Raw genomic sequence first — 17,083 nt, forward strand, 5'->3', positions numbered from 1 at the left:
TCTGCAACTCTCAGATAAATTCCAGCAGTTTTACACATGACTTGGTTTAACTGTTGGAGTACCACATTTGGGACAAAAATTACAATTTACCGAATTTTTATGTCCGCAATTACTACAGAAAATATAATTTTCTTCTGGCTTTAAAGTTTGGTGATCGATATATTCAGTATTTTTTAAGCCTAGGTCTATTTGAGTGTTATTCCTATAAATATGAGCGAAATGTTCCAAAAGCATACGATGAATAAATATATAGCCACCACCAACTTTGTGTAGAAAGACAAGTTCACTAGCGTAGTTGAGGAAGTGGGCATAATTCCAAGGCATAAAACCTTGACGATGAAGAATAAAACGTAACGTGAAATGTCGAATACAGGCTGTGCCACCACCAAATATTAAACCCAAAATCAGCCCCCATCTTAGAGCAGGAGTTGCTATATCAAGTGGCGTGCTTTTTACCCAATTGTCTAGCCCATAAATTAGTCGCAAATAAATATTAGAAATTTGCTGCGAATTAAACAAATAAATCGGAATCAAAATTAGCCAACTAATTAACCCAGTAATTACGGCATTGCTCGCAGATTTCCAAATACCCTGGTTGGGAAGAGTTTTTGTTTCTATTTCAGATCCTCTCAAGGCATCAATTACACCCAAACACAGACCCAAACTCAGCCCCCACTTCAGTCCGTATTCTATCCCCCACATTATTCCTGATCTTGCTCCTCCGTAAGCTTGCCACTTTGTCAGGCCAATCCACAGGCCACCAAGCGGTGCTAAACTGAGCGCAAAAATTAGTCCCCACTTTAGTCCAGTAATTAATCCTGCAAGCAAGTTATTCAATGTTTTTTTCCAAGGCCAAGTCAGGGTTTCATATGTTTTAATTTCTGCTGCACCCCATCCAAAAATCGGCGCTAAAACTATTCCCCACCTCAAGGCATTCATCAGTCCCCCTCTCTGATGTTCGACTGCTTGCCAACCTAACTCATAAAGAGGATCCCAAGCATAAATTGGCCATAATATCAACAGAGTAGCTAAACCCCCAACCAACATACATCTAGACCGATAGCGGCTTTGTTGAATGTTTGTGTCCAACCAGTTGGGCTGCATTTGCTCAATCAGAAAAACCGTTTGAGATGCTTGAGACATTTTATAAGCTAACCAACTCAGCCATCGAATCACTTGTTCTTTAGGATATTTGTGATTTTTGCGTTGGAACCTCTGCTCAATATAAGTATTGAACAAGTGCTGACGACGTTCTTCCACTGAACCTGTTTGGGGTAATTCTGCTAGTTTCTTGCCTTTATAAGCCAGCGTCATCACACTGAGGGTTAAGGGTGACGATGCTAAGGAATGCAACTTCGTATCTGTCTGAAGTAGATGTTTTACGGCTTCCAGTTCCCTACCAGCTTTATCCAAATATTGCTTAATCTGGTCATCGCTTAAAGGTAAGATGCGGATTGCACCTTGCAATTGCAACTGAGAAGAGAGAGCTTCGTAGTCCTTAATACGGCTGGTTACGACAATCTCAGTATGTCCGTGTTTTTGCATAAATTGGTTGATAGTTTCAACGCAGGCTTGCCTCAGTTCCGGCTTGACTTCATCCAGTCCATCTAGCAACGGTAGTATTTTTTCCTGTTTTACCCAGCTTTTACCACGACTCTTAGGAACTTGATATCTATTCCAGAGTTCTTGAACTAGCCAGTCTGATATCTTTTGTCGTTTATTTACCCATGAAGATAAAGTAAACACTACTGGAATCGGTCGGCTCATGTCTTGTTCGGTACGCTCAATCAAGCTCTTTGCTAATTTGAGAAGGGTTATTGTTTTACCTGATCCTGGATCTCCAAGAATTAACAAGGTTCTTCCCTCTCCCATTTGATTAAAGATATCAGTCGCATCTGCACCTGTTGGTAGTCGATTTAGCTGAGCCGACTGCTCTTTTTGTTCAGTAAAAATATCTTTGACTGCATCTAATTCTTCTTTTAAACCAAGTTCTATCATTACTTTGGTGTGTAATGAATTTTCTAAGATATTTTTAATCCAATAATTTTTAACCTTATTGAGTAAGACCTTTTTCTGTTCCCGCTCAGACTGAGTAAATTTTTTTGCTGCATCTGATGACCTTAACCCAAAAAAGTTAGATAGTTCAAAAGTAAAGTTTTGATGTACAACTCCTTTATTTTCATGAACCCAACCCTTAACTCCACCAAAAATCTGAAGATTATTTGGCAATTCAGATCCATACATTTTTTGAACACCTCTAATTTAGATAAAAGGTTAATCTAGGCTAAACATAAATTACTAGCAAAAACACTTAAGGTAGTTGCAGAGAATGCCTAAAAATTTATAGACAAGGTATATTACTCATACATTTAAGGATGTGCAATGTAACCGCATCGCTTTTGACTAGCATTGTTCATACACACTGCGGCTAAATTTTGTGAAAACTTATAAGCTTCATCAAATTGTGGCTGGATTATAAATTTGCCACTAGTGTCTATATAACCCCATTTATTACCTTTTTTGACTGCTGCCAATCCTTCTGAAAAGTCATAGCGACGATCTAAATTTTTGCAATTAACACCTTCGCCATTAAAGCTTTCTAACACATCACACATATAAGACTGTTTTTTCTCAGATGCAGAATCAAATTGTGGTTGAATTATAAATTTACCGCTAATGTCTATATAACCCCATTTATTACCTTTTTTGACTGCTGCCAATCCTTCTGAAAAAAGACTAACGGAATCAAATTGTGGTTGAATTGTTATCACACCATTAGTATTTATATAACCCCATTGTCCATTTGCATTTGTTTTAACTGGAGCGAGTTTTTCACTAAAAGCATGAGCTTCCTCGAAATAGGTTTGAATTATAAAGTTACCATTAGTGTCTATATAACCCCATCGACTATTTCTTTGTACAGGAGCTAGACCATCTTCCGAAAAGTCACCAGCACCAGTAAATTGTCGTTTAATTGCTTCTTTACCAGTAATGTCGATATAACCACAATTAGGAAGACATACCCTGGCTAATCCTTGAGAAAAATTAGCTGCGGCGCGAATAGGATATTGAGGTGGAATTACATAAACACCTTCTTTGTTTATATAGCCTCTATTCTTGCCTCTCTTCCAAACTAGTGCTAGTTTGTCAGATTTAGAAAATGGCAAAGCACCATCAAAATCTTCGTTAATTATAGGTTTACCATTTCTATCAATGTATAACATATTCCCAGTATCACTGCTCCTAACGGGAGCTAAATCCTCAGAAAAAGTGCCAGCAGATAGATAAGTTGCGGAAATTTGATAATCAATATTTGTTGTTGTTGATAGCAGTGGATTTGTTGGGCTAAAAAAATAGTTAACTAAGGTAGTTATAAATGCAGTTGCAACAATTAAAGCAATATATATATAGTTTTTATTTATGTATAAAATTTTTGTCAATTCAATTAAATCTGCTATCAGGTTGGTAATTTTTTGTATGAAGTTAGTATTTTCATCCATAATATTTATCCAATATTTTATATTTATTAGTCCAATGGGATTTATTGATACACTAGGCATGATTATGAGTGCCCTCCTCAAACCTATACAAATCAAACCTCAGTGAATATACCAAGCCTAAAAAACAGGCTCAACTTTGTCACTAGCTAAATGTTGGGTTTAAAACCTATCAAAATGTGAGGTTGAGAAAATGCAAACTACAACCTCACAATTCCGCGATTGAGGGCGGTGACTAGGGCTTGAGTCCGATCGCTCACGTTCAACTTCCCAAAAATATTATTGGCATGGAACCTGACGGTACTCTCAGCAATATTCAGGAGATTGCTAATCTGCTGGTTATTCTTACCTTTGGCGATGAGGCGCATCACTTCTAACTCGCGATCGCTCAACTCTTCATTACCCATCCGCTCTGTTAACTTGGCTGCTATATGCGGCGGAATGTACTTTTGACCTTGATGAACAGTGCGAATCGCATTCAAGAGTTCGTTTGGTTCAGCACCTTTGAGAATATAACCTTTTGCACCAGCCCGCAATCCGCGATAGATATCTTCGTCACCATCAAAGGTAGTCAACACAATAATCCGGGCGTGTTTAAACTTACTACAAATGGTTGCGATCGCCTCAGCACCTTCCATCTTTGGCATTTGCAAATCCATCAGCGTCACGTCTGGCTGATGTTGCTGAAAAAGTTTTATTGCTTCTTGCCCATCGCAAGCATGACCGACTACACTCATGTCTGGCTCACATTGGAGCAACATTGTTAATGCTTGTCCCAAAATGGGATGATCGTCAGCAAGCAGGAGGCGAATAACATTAGATTGGTTCATCTCATTTACTCTTGCTTAATGTAAGATGCAACCTGAAAAAATGGAATCAGGAGAGCTAAGACAATTACTCAAGAAGCAATTAGAATTTACGTCTAATTGTGTAGGTAAGAAATTGTCAGTTAATTAAATTGAAGATTCAGCTTGTTTGCTTCCTCTCTGTATTCTTAATAAGTGAAAGCAAAATTAACTTATGCAGTTTTGAGATTAACTCAACGTGAAGTCGATGAACCTCTCCCCAAAGAGTCTCCGAGGCGGAGAGAAGCTTAAATATCATTATTTTTCTTGCCGTTAACCGTTACAGTCACTTCTGTTCCTTGCCCTGGCGAACTCCAAATTGTTAGTTTTGCCCCGATGCGTTCAGCCCGTTCGCTCATGATTAACAACCCAAAACTGTTAATAATAGATACACTAGCTATGTCAAATCCTTGCCCATCATCTTTGATTCGCAAGCTACACTGTTGTTCTTGATAAGCTAGTTTTATTTGAATTTCTTGAGCTTTGGCGTATTTGAAGGCATTGGTTAATGCTTCTTGCCCAATACGAAGCAAGTTGTTCTCCACATCTGGAGGCTGAGGATAGCTTTCCCCTATTACTTGAAAATTAATCTGTGTATTGCTAGAGCCAAACATCTGCGTTGCAAAGCGATTGATAGCATTGCATAGATCCCCTTCTTCTAATAATTGCGATGTCTGGCGACAAGTCGCTTCGCGTCTACGCATTGCTTTAATCGAACGGCGTGCTTCAGTTAGCCCAGAATGAGCTAAGTCTCGCCCTACTTTGATTAATTTCTGTGCTGCTTCTATATCAGTTGTGAGTTTTCTAGAGGCGGTGTCTAAGTGAACAATGACAACGGCGAAGGCTTGGGCTAAAGTATCGTGAATTTCTTGTGCCAAACGGTTACTTTCTGCTAATACAGTTGCCTGTTTGGCTTGCTGGCGATTAGTGATATCTTGGATTGCAGATATTCTAATGGTACGCCCACTATATGACATGACTCTGGCTCTGATCTCTGCGGGAAAGGTGGTTCCATCTTTGCGCAGACAAACAGTTTCATAAAATCCTTCATTACCTGCGCAAATCTCGTGCATGACTTGTTCGTGATATTCAGGAGCAGTAAAATTCAAGACATGCGTACCAATAATTTCAGAACGTTCATAACCAAACATCTCAGCACAGGTTTGGTTAGTGTCTAAAACTATGCCATTTTCGCTGATAGCGATCGCTTCAAATGTTGCTTCTGCTAATAGCCTAAATCGTGTCTCACTTTCTCGCAGTGCTTGCTCTACCTGCTGGCGTTCTGCTATTTCTTGTTGTAGTGCTAGAGTCAGTTCAGCAACTTTTTGCTCTAAAATCGAATTAGAAATAACAAGTAGCTTTTCTACTTTTTTGCGTTCGGTAATATCAATACAAACGTTGAGCGCATCTATTTCTTGCCCTGATTTTTCAAAAACTGGTGCTTTTAAAAGTTCTCCAGGGAGATTTTTATTTAGGTTGTGAAACTCCATATTCTTGATAGAGATATTTGTTTTTGGTTGATGCAGTCAGCAGGTTTCTGGAAGAATCTATTGAAATTCATCTAGTAAGTAACATCATTTTTGCATAACTAATTACAAAGAATACTGAGAACAACAGTGAACTTTAAAAAATATGTCTTTAGATAGGTGCTATTTTTATTAATTATTTATCAGAAATTATATAAATACAAAAAAATTACAACGTTTTCCGCATTTATACACAACTAAAACTTATAATTTTGTAGATGAAATGTGACAAATATTAAATAACAATAATTATTAATTACAGCAATAGGATATTGTTTCGTTAGAAGTCTATGACAACTGCGCCAACTGCTAAGATGATCGTAGTTTCCCACAATCGTTAAAACTTAATGATTGACTCTAACTTTAGATAGATGTAATATTTTGGTTAACAGAAGGGGAGTAGCTACTGGCATAAATGTGAAAGTTTAAAGCCAGTCCATCTGAATCAACATACTGGTGATGAACCTGGTTCAGATGTCAAATGTTCAGTATTTGAAAGCGAGACCTTCACTAAGTTCACAGATAAGATGTGAGCTTGGTGAGGTCTTTTGGCTCTCTTCAAGCTCACATCGCTAAGAATTGTTTAGGAGCTTGAGAGAGTGTTAACAGCTTTTACCGCAGGTTTGTTATTAATTACCGTTTCAGAGCTTGGTGATAAAACTTTTTTCATTGCCGTGATTTTGGCAATGCACCATTCACGGCGGTTAGTGTTCACTGGAGTAACAGCCGCCTTAGCCGCGATGACTATTTTGTCAGTGCTATTTGGGCAAGCCGCATCTTTACTACCAAAAGTTTATATTCATTACGCCGAAATCGCTTTGTTTGTTGCCTTCGGTATTAAGCTGTTGTACGACGCGAGTAAAATGCCTGCGGCTACTTGTAATCAGGACGTAGTAGAAGAAGCAGAAGCGGCTGTCAAACAAGCAGACTTACAACTACCAAAGCGAAAAACCCCCTGGGCAATTTTAACAGAAGCCTTCTTCTTAACCTTTATCGCCGAATGGGGCGATCGCACCCAAATAGCTACCATTGCTTTAGCAGCTGGTAATAACCCAATTGGAGTTACGACTGGAGCAATTTTAGGACATAGCATTTGTGCGGCGATCGCAGTTATTGGTGGTAAACTCATTGCTGGACGCATTTCTGAACGCCAACTTACCTTTATTGGTGGATGCTTATTTCTAATTTTTGGTGTAGTTGCTGCTGTTGAAGGAGCGTAAAGTATCCCGCCTCGGAATGAATTCCGAGGCGGGATAGGTATTGTGCTTGCCAAAATTAAAGATTTTCTCAATTTAAGATAATTTTGAGCGCAAACAAGGGATAACTAAAAATAGTTTCATATAGGTAACTATTTTCTAAATGCTTCTATGACATATTGCCTAAGAATTGCTGACATCCCCACAAATGAACGTCCGCGTGAGCGTTTGATGACTTATGGCCCAAAAATTTTAGCAACAGCGGAGTTAATTGCAATTCTTTTAGGCACTGGTCAAGGGCCTGGAAAACTCTCAGCCGTAGGTTTGGGACAATATCTTTTACAAGAATTAAGCAAACACCAACGAGACCCATTAGCAGTTTTACGAGAAGTCACCCCGGCTGAGTTAATGCAAGTTCCTGGTATTGGCCCAGCCAAAGCCACAACCATTTTAGCTGCGGTAGAACTAGGCAAACGCGCCTTTCAATCCCGTCCTTTAGACCGTACACCAATTGATAGTCCAATGGCTGCGGCGGCTGCACTTAGTCAAGACTTAATGTGGCAAACGCAAGAACGTTTTGCCGTATTGTTATTAGATGTTAAAAACCGTTTATTAGGTACACAAGTAATTACTATTGGTACAGCCACCGAAACCTTAGCTTCGCCACGAGAAATTTTTCGGGAAGTCATTCGTCAAGGCGCAACACGCGCAATAGCTTTCTTTTGTCACTCCGGGAAGAGTAAAATCAGAAAAGAGGTCTGAAAGGCAGGAGGGGACTATGACACAGCCAAGAAGCCCCAAACCAAGCATAAAATTTGTGGACGAATATTGTGCAATCTACCAAAACCTATTTCCAGAAGTGAGAAGTTTTGAAAATTTCCGAAACCTACATTTAGGAATGATATCGGAGATAAAAAGAAAATCTTTACCAGAAATAGCTCTTGTGGTGGGATTAGAAAATCAGCAATCATTACATCATTTTTTAACAGAATCACCGTGGTCAGTAGAATCATTAAAGAAGCAAAGATTAGAACTAATACTACGAGTATTAAATGGGCGATCATTAATTCTAATAATTGATGAAACTGGAGACAAAAAACAAGGTCATACTACAGACTATGTGAAAAGGCAGTATATTGGGAACTTAGGCAAAATAGAAAATGGCATAGTTGTAGTAACAGCCTATGGCATAATTGAGGATATGACCTTTCCTTTAACATTTCAAATCTATAAACCAAGAGAGAGATTGCAGCCAGGAGATAAATATAAAACCAAGCCAGAAATCGCAGCAGAATTAATCAGAGAACTGCAAGGAATGGGGTTTAAATTTGAATTAGTTTTGGCAGATAGCCTGTATGGAGAAAGTGATGGAAATTTTATTAGTGTTTTGAATCAATTACAACTCAATTTTGTTGTAGCTATACGTAGTAATCACGGAGTTTGGCTGCCAAAAGGGCAAAGAATTAGGTATAACAGATGGCGAAAGTTTAACCGTGTTTTCTCGAATGGTAAACAAGAAGTTCGATATATTAGAGAGATTATCTTCGGCAAGCGGCGCGATATTCGTTATTGGCAAGTCACGACGGACACGGAGAAGCTACCTGAAAATTCAACGTGGTTTTTAATGACCCATGTTCCAGATATTAAGTATTCAGAAGTTGGTAATCTTTACGGTTTACGAACATGGGTAGAATATGGACTTAAACAAAGTAAAAATGAACTCGGATGGGCAGATTTTCGGCTGACCCATTATTCTGACATTCAAAAGTGGTGGGAAATAGTTTGTAGTACCTATCTCATGGTCAGCCTTCATTCAAGTGTCTTCCATGAATCTCATAGCTATATCCTCAAAATATTTGCGGAGCATCCCTTGTGGGATGAAAATTATGGTTGGAAGAATATTTTAAATAATTTACGTCTGATTGTTCAACCTTTCATCCTTTTCAATTTGATTAAACCTTGGCTCAAGGTATTTCCTATTCCTCAACTTTCTACAGGATTTTCTTACTTGATTAGCATCATGAATACCTTGCATAATCATCTATTTTTATCCCTTTGGTCAGAGTTTTTCTCTTTTTCCTCTGCCTAGAGTGACAAAAGAAAGATAGTCGCTCACAACCATCCTTCTGGAAACGTTGAACCAAGTCAAGAAGACATAGAATTAACACGTCAATTATTAGCAGGAGCGCAGTTATTGGGCATTCCCTTGTTAGATCATGTAATTTTAGGTAATGGAAATCACCAAAGTTTACGTGAAATTACAACTTTATGGAATGATTTTCCTCAAGGTGATTAATATATCTGACTTTTCACAATATCTGGAAAACCTCTCTCCAAACCTCTCTCCTACAAGGAGGAGCCACTGCGTTGCGGAGGTTCCCTCCGTTGTAGCAAGTGGCGTAGAGGCTTTGAGTCTTACTCCCCTTCCCTTGTAGGGAAGGGGTTGGGGGTTAGGTTTGTATTAGACTCAACTGGAAACGGCTATATATCTGGAAATTGTCTATTGACAACAAATTTAATTTATGTATTCGTAAAATTTGTATCTTATTGCCAGATTTTTCTCAAAGCCAAATGCATAATAAAAAAACCCATTTCTCACCCTGTTGACTCTCCTAGCTTTTCAAATCATGACGGGGAGAGGAATTGTTGCTGAAATGGGGAAAATCAACACTGTTTTCAGAAGAGGTTTGGCGAGACTTCTCAGATAAATCTGACGCGCTACCAAGTCAAGATTTATCAGAAAACCTTTTTTGGAAATATATTCTAGAAAATCACGCCTGTAACGCTTTGGCATATTAGTGCATCGAATGTTTTGTTTTTAAAGCGCGTAAATTTACTAGGATATCTCCGCACATCTAAGTTGGAAGACAGATGGAAATTTCTTACCGCAACATTAATTACTCACTCAATCCTTCTTCCTCTTTGTCAGATTTTCCAGTGCTTCAAACCGATAAGTATATATTGCGACTGGCTTCGACTGAAGAAGAATTAGAATCTATTTTTCGCTTGCGGTTTGAAGTGTTTAATCTGGAACTAGGCTTGGGATTTTCTAGTTCTAGCCTCACCCAGATGGATAAAGACAAATTTGATGAAGTTTGTCATCATTTAATGCTGATTTCCAAACATACTGGTCAAACAATTGGAACTTATCGGATGCAAACTTATCAAATGGCTTCTCAAGGGTTGGGTTTTGATGCTGCTGACGTGTTTAATCTCAGCACAATTCCTGATCATGTGCTGCAAGCATCTGTAGAAGTTGGACGTGCGTGCATTGCTAAAGAATTTCGCCACAGTCAAGCACTGCTATTACTGTGGGAAGGATTAGCAAATTATCTGATCTGGAGTCAAAACAAATATTTTTTTGGCTGTGCTTCATTACTAACTCAATCTTCTAGGCAAGCTGCTTGTGCATATCATTTTTTTCAAAAAAACAATTTCATGCATTCGAGTATTTTAGTTTATCCTAATTCGCAATACTGTTTAGAAATTACTCAACATTGCTTAGATAAATGCAAAGTAGAAATTCCCAAAATTTTACAAGCTTATTTAAGTATTGGAGCTAAAATATGTAGTTTTCCCGCAATTGATCGGCAGTTTAAAACAATAGATTTTTTAACCATCTCAAATCTAGAAAACTTTACAAGATGGCATTTACCCAAGTGTTTTACCAATAAATCAAATTTGCCTTTATCAAAAAAGCTTTAACCGTCAATTTGGCTGGCGATCGCCATCCTGAATATCTTCATAATTCATGTAACTATGCAGCAGAACACCCTCATTCCAAGTTGGTTGCGGTTTTTAATTATTGTTTTGCTGGTAATGGCTATATCATTTCGCTTTTTTAACATTAACAGCAAAGTTTATTCCCATGATGAAATATATACATCATTGCGGATCTCTGGTTATACAGTTGCGGAAGTCAAGCAGCAATTATTTAATGGTCGTGTAATTACTCCAGAAAGTTTTGCTCAGTTTCAAGGTGTTAATCAACAAAAAGGACTGAGTGATACAATTATGTCTTTAGCGAAAGAAGACCCACAACATACGCCACTTTATTATGCGATCGCTCGATTTTGGCTAGAAATTTTTGGGAATTCAGTAACAGCAATTAGAAGTTTATCAGCTTGTATTAGTTTGTTAGTATTTCCTGGTATTTATTGGTTATGTCGAGAATTATTTCATGTGCCATTATCACTACCTTGGTTAGCGATCGCACTTACCGCCGTCTCCCCAATTTACCTGATATATGCCACAGAAGCACAAGAATATATTCTTTGGTTAGTCACAATTATCATCAGTAGTACCGCACTCATTCGCGCCTTGCGACTAGAATCAAAATCTGAAGACCAGTTTACTAATTGGAGCCTTTATACAATCACTTTAGTATTAAGTCTCTACACCTGTATATGGAGTGGATTCGTTGCGATCGCGCATGGTATTTATGTCATCACAATTGCCAGATTCCGTTTAACAAAAACTGTCAGAACTTATCTATTAGCAACAATTGTTGCCTTTTTTGCATTTATTCCTTGGATGATCATTGGATTAGCTAAATTTTTTCAATTCTTGCTATCTAATGAGAAAGTACAAACACAGTTACAACCACTACCTTTATTACCATTTTTGTTAAAACAGATCAGCAGAATATTTTTTGATTTAGACTCGGCATTAGATAACACATCAAATTATTTAATTTGTGCTTTTTTTGTAATTTTAGTAGGATGCGCTATTTATTTACTTTGTCGCACCACCAACTATCAAGTTTGGCTATTTATTGTGACTTTGATAGTAGTACCAGCACTACCCTTAATCTTCCCAGCTTTCATGTCTGGGGAGATTAAGCTAGGTTCTGAGCCATATTTTTTGCCATCTTATTTAGGCATTCAAATTGCTGTGGCTTATATGTTAGCGACACAACTTTATAATGGTAGTTTAGCAAGGCGAAGAATCTGGCAAACAATTATGGCGCTGATAATTATTGCTGGACTAGTTTCTTCACGGGTATATTATCAAGCTGAAACTTGGTGGCATAAAGGCGTAAGTTACCATAATCTCCAAGTTGCACAAATTATTCATCGTTCTTCTCTTCCATTTTTAATTAGTGATGCTGAGGGGATTAATTATGGCAATGTCTTTTCTTTAAGTTATCTTGTAGAACCACGAGTCCGGTTTAAGTTAGTCAAAAATCAAAGTATTCCTAATATTTCTGACAACTATACTCAGATTTTTTTCCTCAATCTTGATGATAATTGGCGAAAGCAATTAGCTACCCGATATAAATCTACGATTAATCTTGCTTATCGAGATGAGTATTACTCACTCTGGGAATTAAACAAATCCCGTAAATCTCGCCAAAGTGTGATTTGGCAACGTAATCAGATTTCTGGCAATTGACAGTATAGTAATATATAGCAGTCATAAATCATTCATAAACAACAATATTCCCGACTTCTTTAAAAGGTTGAGAATATAAAGCATAATAATTTTTCAGAATTAATTAGAATTGCTATATACAGCAGTCGAAGCATAGATTAGGACAAAGACTAATCATCAAACATAGACAATAAGCAGCTTTCAAGCCTGTTCCCTGCTATATGAAAAAACTTATTAATCAACAAATTTCATTTAAAAATATTAATTTCAAAATTAATGACTACATTTTTGTAATTTTAATGTGGCTGGTGAGCCGACTCGTAATTATTGTTGCCATGCAAGTTGTTGCTCCTTTAATCTACACATCAACTGTGCATCCATACTGGCAACCTCCATATCCATTAGATTATTCTCCTGACTTTATTCCTAAACCCAGTTGGGAACTCTTTTCTCATTGGGATGGTAAGTGGTATCGCAGAATTGCTGTTGCAGGTTATGACTACGCTAACGATGGAAATCAGCATTCTATTGCCTTTTATCCTTTATTTCCTTTAATTAGTCGTGGGCTAATGATGTTTGGCTTACCCTTTGAAGTAGCGGGTACATTAGTAAATAACATCAGTTTTCTGGGTGCGCTACTTCTGTTGTACTCTTGGGTAAAAGAATGTCATGGTACTAATGTTGCAAGATGGGCAACAGCGGTCATGGCTTGGTGTCCGTTTTCTTTATACGGTACAGTTATTTATACTGAAGGATTATTTTTGTTTTTGACAACGGCAGCGTTGCGAGCATTCGATAATCGTCAGTATTTTTGGGCTGCTGTTTGTGGTGCATTAGCTAGTGCGACTCGCGCCACAGGAATTACATTATTACCTACTTTTATCTTCGTCGCCTGGAAAGAAAAAAGACCATTAAACGCCTATATTGCCGGACTTTGTATACCATTAGGGCTGCTTTCATTTAGTTTGTATTGCGCTATTACTTTCAAAGAACCTTTAGCATTTGTTCATGTACAAAAAGCATGGGCGCAACCGAGTTGGTGGTCTATATTTACTGAAGCTATTTCTTTAGGCAAAGATAGTTTAATTAAAGTTGTGATGGTTTTTGGTGGTGGCTACATATTGTGGTACTTTCGCACTCAGCTTAGTAAAACTGCTGTAGTCTATGGTTTTTGCTCATTATTACTAATAATATTCTCTGGAGCGCTAATGTCTATTAACCGTTATGCTTACGGCATTGTATCGCTTTCAGTTGCATTAGGCTTGTTATTTTCTCGCCAACATCGTTGGGGATACGCAATATTAACTTGGTTCGCCATATTGCTCTTTTCTTACGCCTTTAACTTTACTATCTGGAATTGGGTGGCGTAGTAGGGACATACTTCTGTGCGTCCCTACTAAAACTTTAGACCTTAGCCACTACAACTGGGCTAACATTCACTTTTCTGTCAAAAATAATGCGTGGTTTCAGCAAGATTCTCAACAGTAATAAAAGAGAATCTAATTCTCCTGGCACATTCTGTCGTTTCCATTGTCCTGGGCGGCAAAATAAAATTTCTACTAGACGACGATATTGACTTAAACTAACTGATTCAAAATTGATGCGGATTGTGGGAAATTCATTTGCAAATCCAATATTCATAATTTCCCCAGCTAGATGCAAATTTTCTTCGGCAATTTTAATGGTTACTGGTTGACTAACAATTAAATTTATGGGTGGTTGCTGAGTTAGTGCTATCTCTGCGCCAACTTCAGAAATCATTGTTGTCACACCCCAAAAACTATCATTACCAATTTTTAATTGTACGACTCGCCGTAAATCAAACCATTCAAATTGATCGGTCTTAGGAGCATCGAAAAAAACTAGGATAGCCGAGCCAATCATGACTAAATTATAGACACTCCACAACCAACCTAAGCCCATACCTACAGTTTGTTCAGCCATTGCAGGTACTTCTGTAGCCATAGATTGTTTGACTACACAGATACAGAGGTTATGCCACAAACTAATAGCTGTAGCGATAAATAATATGATTAAGGGTGAAGCTAATTTCCAATTGAAAGTATAGCGATCGCTTCTGATTCCTTTAGGTGTAACTTTAAATCCTTTCGAGAAAGGGCGTAGCAGAGATTTCACCAACGTCAAAGCTAAAGGAAAGCATAATACTAAAAAATAAATGTCTGATAAAAATGCTGAACGAGAATGCTTATTTAACCAAGCAAATACTGAAATATTTACTAAATAAAGAGGCAACCAAAAATAAACTAATTCTGGTAATTTTGCCCTAATTGGAATTACATCCAGAAATGAATAAGCTAAAGGTATCAAAAGAAAATAAATTCGAGAAATAGTCGAAAACCAACCCAAGAATATAGCTAAATGAGCTAATCTTTGCGTTATACTAATTCCGGGAATTATTAGAGGATTAGATTTAATAAACAGTCCTTGAAATGTACCTTGCGCCCAACGCAAACGTTGAGTCGCATAAGCAGGTATATTTTCTGCTGCCAAGCCTGCACTGAGTAATTCATTTAAATAAATAATCCGATATCCGTGAGAAGTTAAATTAACTCCAGTAAAATAATCTTCGACTAAAGTTTCAGTAACAAAACCTCCCACTTTCTCTAAAGCAGCGCGGCGAACAATAAAAGAAGTACCAGCACAAATTGCGCTTTCTACATTGTCTCGAATCGACTGAACATGTCGATGAAAAATTTCTTCATCGGGGGTGAGAATATTTTCTAAGCCAAGATTTCTGGCTATAGGGTCAGCATTATAAAAGCTTTGTGGTGTTTGCACTATGGCTATAGTTTCATCTTGAAAAAAGCCCACAGTGCGGGTAAGAAAATTTTTGGTAGGGACAAAATCAGCGTCGAATACAACAATTAGTTCACTATTTGTTTGCGCGAGTGCATGATTTAAGTTTCCGGCTTTAGCGTGTAGGTTATTAGGCCTGCTGATGTAGTGACATCCAAGTTCTGCTGCTAGTTCTCGCATTTCTAAGCGCCGATTATCATCCAAAAGATAGATGTTTTTTTGCGGATAGTCTAGAGCTTGACAACCAATTATCGTGCGCCGCACAATAAATTCTGGCTCGTTGTATGTAGGAATAAAAACATCTACAGATGGTGTAAAATTATCCTCAATCACCGCGATTGATTTTTCATCGGCTTCTCGGTGACGTTCTTTGATATTTAACATTAAAAATTGCTCAATTAAAGTGCTAGAAATTATCAAAATTTCTAATACAAATAAACTCAAACTAATTGTTCCATTGAGCGGATCAATCAGGTTGAGAGTAGAAAGCGATCGCCATAACATATAGCGTAAAGTTAAAATTATTAATATCCCAACTACCAACCGCTGTGACCAAATCCGAGGCTGAGGAGAAAGTTTCATCACCACAAACATCGTTAATAGCAATCCCAAAGTTGGTAAGAGTAAATATTCATCATTTACCATTGGTGCTTCTAACCACATTGGTGGGTTGGCTTGCCAAATATAAATTTGAGTAAAAAACCTATTGATTGTGCTGTTACCTGCAAACCAACCTCCTACAACTAAGCCAGATAAAACAACAATTCCCAAGAGCATTAGCGTCACTACTCGAAATATTAAAACTCTTTGAGCAACAATATTGGCAGCAGTTTTTCGCCTCATATTCAACAGATTTAATCTGTCGATTTCAGGTTTATGCACTTGCTTAATCTCCTAAATAACTAAAAAAAGTTGCTAATTTGTATAAAAACATTATATAGTTAAAAATTGTAAATAACATGTTACTAGCCCTAGCTATTCGCTCTATTAATTCTCAATCATGGGCAACTAAATTTCTTGATATGTACCTTTTGTGAATGAATAAGTTGTAAAATTAACTAGAATGAAATTCTGATAAAAATAGCTGAACTAAATTTTTAACTAATTCTCAGCGTAATTTAATATTCGTCATCACAGACAGCTATAAATTGTCCTCATATAATGAATTTGAGGATATAAACACTATGAAATTTAATAGTTTAGCTATCCTTGGTATTATTGCAACTGTTAGTCTCGGCTCAATTCAAGAAGTAACTGCATATCAGACACAAACTGCCACACCTATTGCTACTTCTGGAATTACCCAATTAGCCGCTGCTGTGGGTCAGTCTGCTTACTTTCAGCGTGGAGAACACGCAACTCAAGGAAGAGTTAGCATTGTCACTAGAAACAAAACAAGATACTTACAGTTTGATCGGAATTTTAGAACAAGTAGTGGCCCTGATGTATTCGTGATTTTACATCGCTCTTCTACACCGCCAATTTATGGTGTGAAAAGAAAAGATTATGCTTTAATTGCTCGCCTCAGAAAGTTTAGTGGTAGCCAAACCTACGCTTTACCTGCCAATCTTAATTTGTCTGGATATCAATCAGTAGCGGTCTGGTGTCGAAAATTTAATGCTACTTTTGGTTACGCAAGTATAGGCGGTTAAATAATTTGAAAGTCTAGACACTGATTTAAGGATGGGAAATTTTAGATTTTAAATTGAAGAAGCTAAAAATTTTTCCCAATCCTCAGTTCAACATTACATTATGCAGAGTTGGGTGATATAGCAATCCTAAATGAGATCTAAACAAATCTGTTCTCTGTTCCCTGCCTCCACGAAGAG

11 protein-coding genes and 2 pseudogenes are annotated in these 17,083 nt (G+C 37.5%); 8 read left to right on the forward strand and 5 right to left on the reverse strand.

Annotation, left to right across the window (positions count from 1 at the left end):
- Positions 1-30: 30 nt before the first annotated feature.
- The 4 genes from ACMX3D_RS14080 to ACMX3D_RS14095 all read right to left on the reverse strand — a co-directional run bounded on the left by ACMX3D_RS14080 (position 31) and on the right by ACMX3D_RS14095 (position 5,832).
- Positions 31-2,244 (reverse strand): NACHT domain-containing protein, encoded by a 2,214-nt coding sequence (locus ACMX3D_RS14080; RefSeq protein WP_482752017.1) that lies wholly within the window; start codon positions 2,242-2,244, stop codon positions 31-33.
- A gap of 125 nt (positions 2,245-2,369) precedes the next feature.
- The gene (locus ACMX3D_RS14085) at positions 2,370-3,560 is read right to left on the reverse strand and encodes a WG repeat-containing protein (RefSeq protein ID WP_482752018.1); all 1,191 of its coding nucleotides are present in this window, start codon (positions 3,558-3,560) and stop codon (positions 2,370-2,372) included.
- A gap of 137 nt (positions 3,561-3,697) precedes the next feature.
- Positions 3,698-4,327, reverse strand: a complete 630-nt coding sequence (locus ACMX3D_RS14090) for a response regulator (protein WP_482752019.1) — start codon at positions 4,325-4,327, stop codon at positions 3,698-3,700.
- A 263-nt stretch (positions 4,328-4,590) separates the two neighbouring features.
- Positions 4,591-5,832 carry a PAS domain-containing sensor histidine kinase gene (locus ACMX3D_RS14095; protein WP_482752020.1) on the reverse strand — a complete coding sequence of 414 codons (1,242 nt, stop codon included), beginning with the start codon at positions 5,830-5,832 and terminating at the stop codon, positions 4,591-4,593.
- A 635-nt stretch (positions 5,833-6,467) separates the two neighbouring features.
- On the opposite strand from ACMX3D_RS14095, the gene ACMX3D_RS14100 reads away from it, so the two are divergent.
- From ACMX3D_RS14100 to ACMX3D_RS14130, 7 genes and pseudogenes are all read left to right on the forward strand, one after another.
- Positions 6,468-7,088 carry a TMEM165/GDT1 family protein gene (locus tag ACMX3D_RS14100; RefSeq protein ID WP_482752021.1) on the forward strand — a complete coding sequence of 207 codons (621 nt, stop codon included), beginning with the start codon at positions 6,468-6,470 and terminating at the stop codon, positions 7,086-7,088.
- A gap of 147 nt (positions 7,089-7,235) precedes the next feature.
- Positions 7,236-7,793, forward strand: a pseudogene (radC, locus tag ACMX3D_RS14105) (RadC family protein); the annotation flags it as partial.
- Positions 7,794-7,842: 49 nt separating this feature from the next.
- Entirely contained in the window at positions 7,843-9,153 is a 1,311-nt protein-coding gene (locus ACMX3D_RS14110) for an IS701 family transposase (RefSeq protein ID WP_482748684.1), read from the forward strand.
- Positions 9,154-9,162: 9 nt separating this feature from the next.
- Positions 9,163-9,360 (forward strand): annotated as a pseudogene (locus tag ACMX3D_RS14115) (JAB domain-containing protein); the annotation flags it as partial.
- A gap of 575 nt (positions 9,361-9,935) precedes the next feature.
- Positions 9,936-10,769 carry a GNAT family N-acetyltransferase gene (locus tag ACMX3D_RS14120; protein ID WP_482752022.1) on the forward strand — a complete coding sequence of 278 codons (834 nt, stop codon included), beginning with the start codon at positions 9,936-9,938 and terminating at the stop codon, positions 10,767-10,769.
- 54 nt (positions 10,770-10,823) lie between these two features.
- Complete coding sequence (locus ACMX3D_RS14125; protein ID WP_482752023.1) at positions 10,824-12,458, forward strand: glycosyltransferase family 39 protein; 1,635 nt, start codon at positions 10,824-10,826, stop codon at positions 12,456-12,458.
- A 200-nt stretch (positions 12,459-12,658) separates the two neighbouring features.
- Entirely contained in the window at positions 12,659-13,807 is a 1,149-nt protein-coding gene (locus ACMX3D_RS14130) for a hypothetical protein (protein WP_482752024.1), read from the forward strand.
- A 34-nt stretch (positions 13,808-13,841) separates the two neighbouring features.
- Here the strand turns inward: ACMX3D_RS14130 and ACMX3D_RS14135 are convergent, their stop codons facing one another.
- On the reverse strand, positions 13,842-16,136 hold the full coding sequence (locus ACMX3D_RS14135) for a glycosyltransferase (RefSeq protein WP_482752025.1): 2,295 nt from the start codon (positions 16,134-16,136) through the stop codon (positions 13,842-13,844).
- A gap of 302 nt (positions 16,137-16,438) precedes the next feature.
- On the opposite strand from ACMX3D_RS14135, the gene ACMX3D_RS14140 reads away from it, so the two are divergent.
- Complete coding sequence (locus tag ACMX3D_RS14140) at positions 16,439-16,906, forward strand: DM13 domain-containing protein (protein ID WP_482752026.1); 468 nt, start codon at positions 16,439-16,441, stop codon at positions 16,904-16,906.
- The last annotated feature ends 177 nt before the right edge of the window (positions 16,907-17,083 follow it).

Source organism: Anabaena sp. TISTR 8404, from assembly GCF_056847745.1.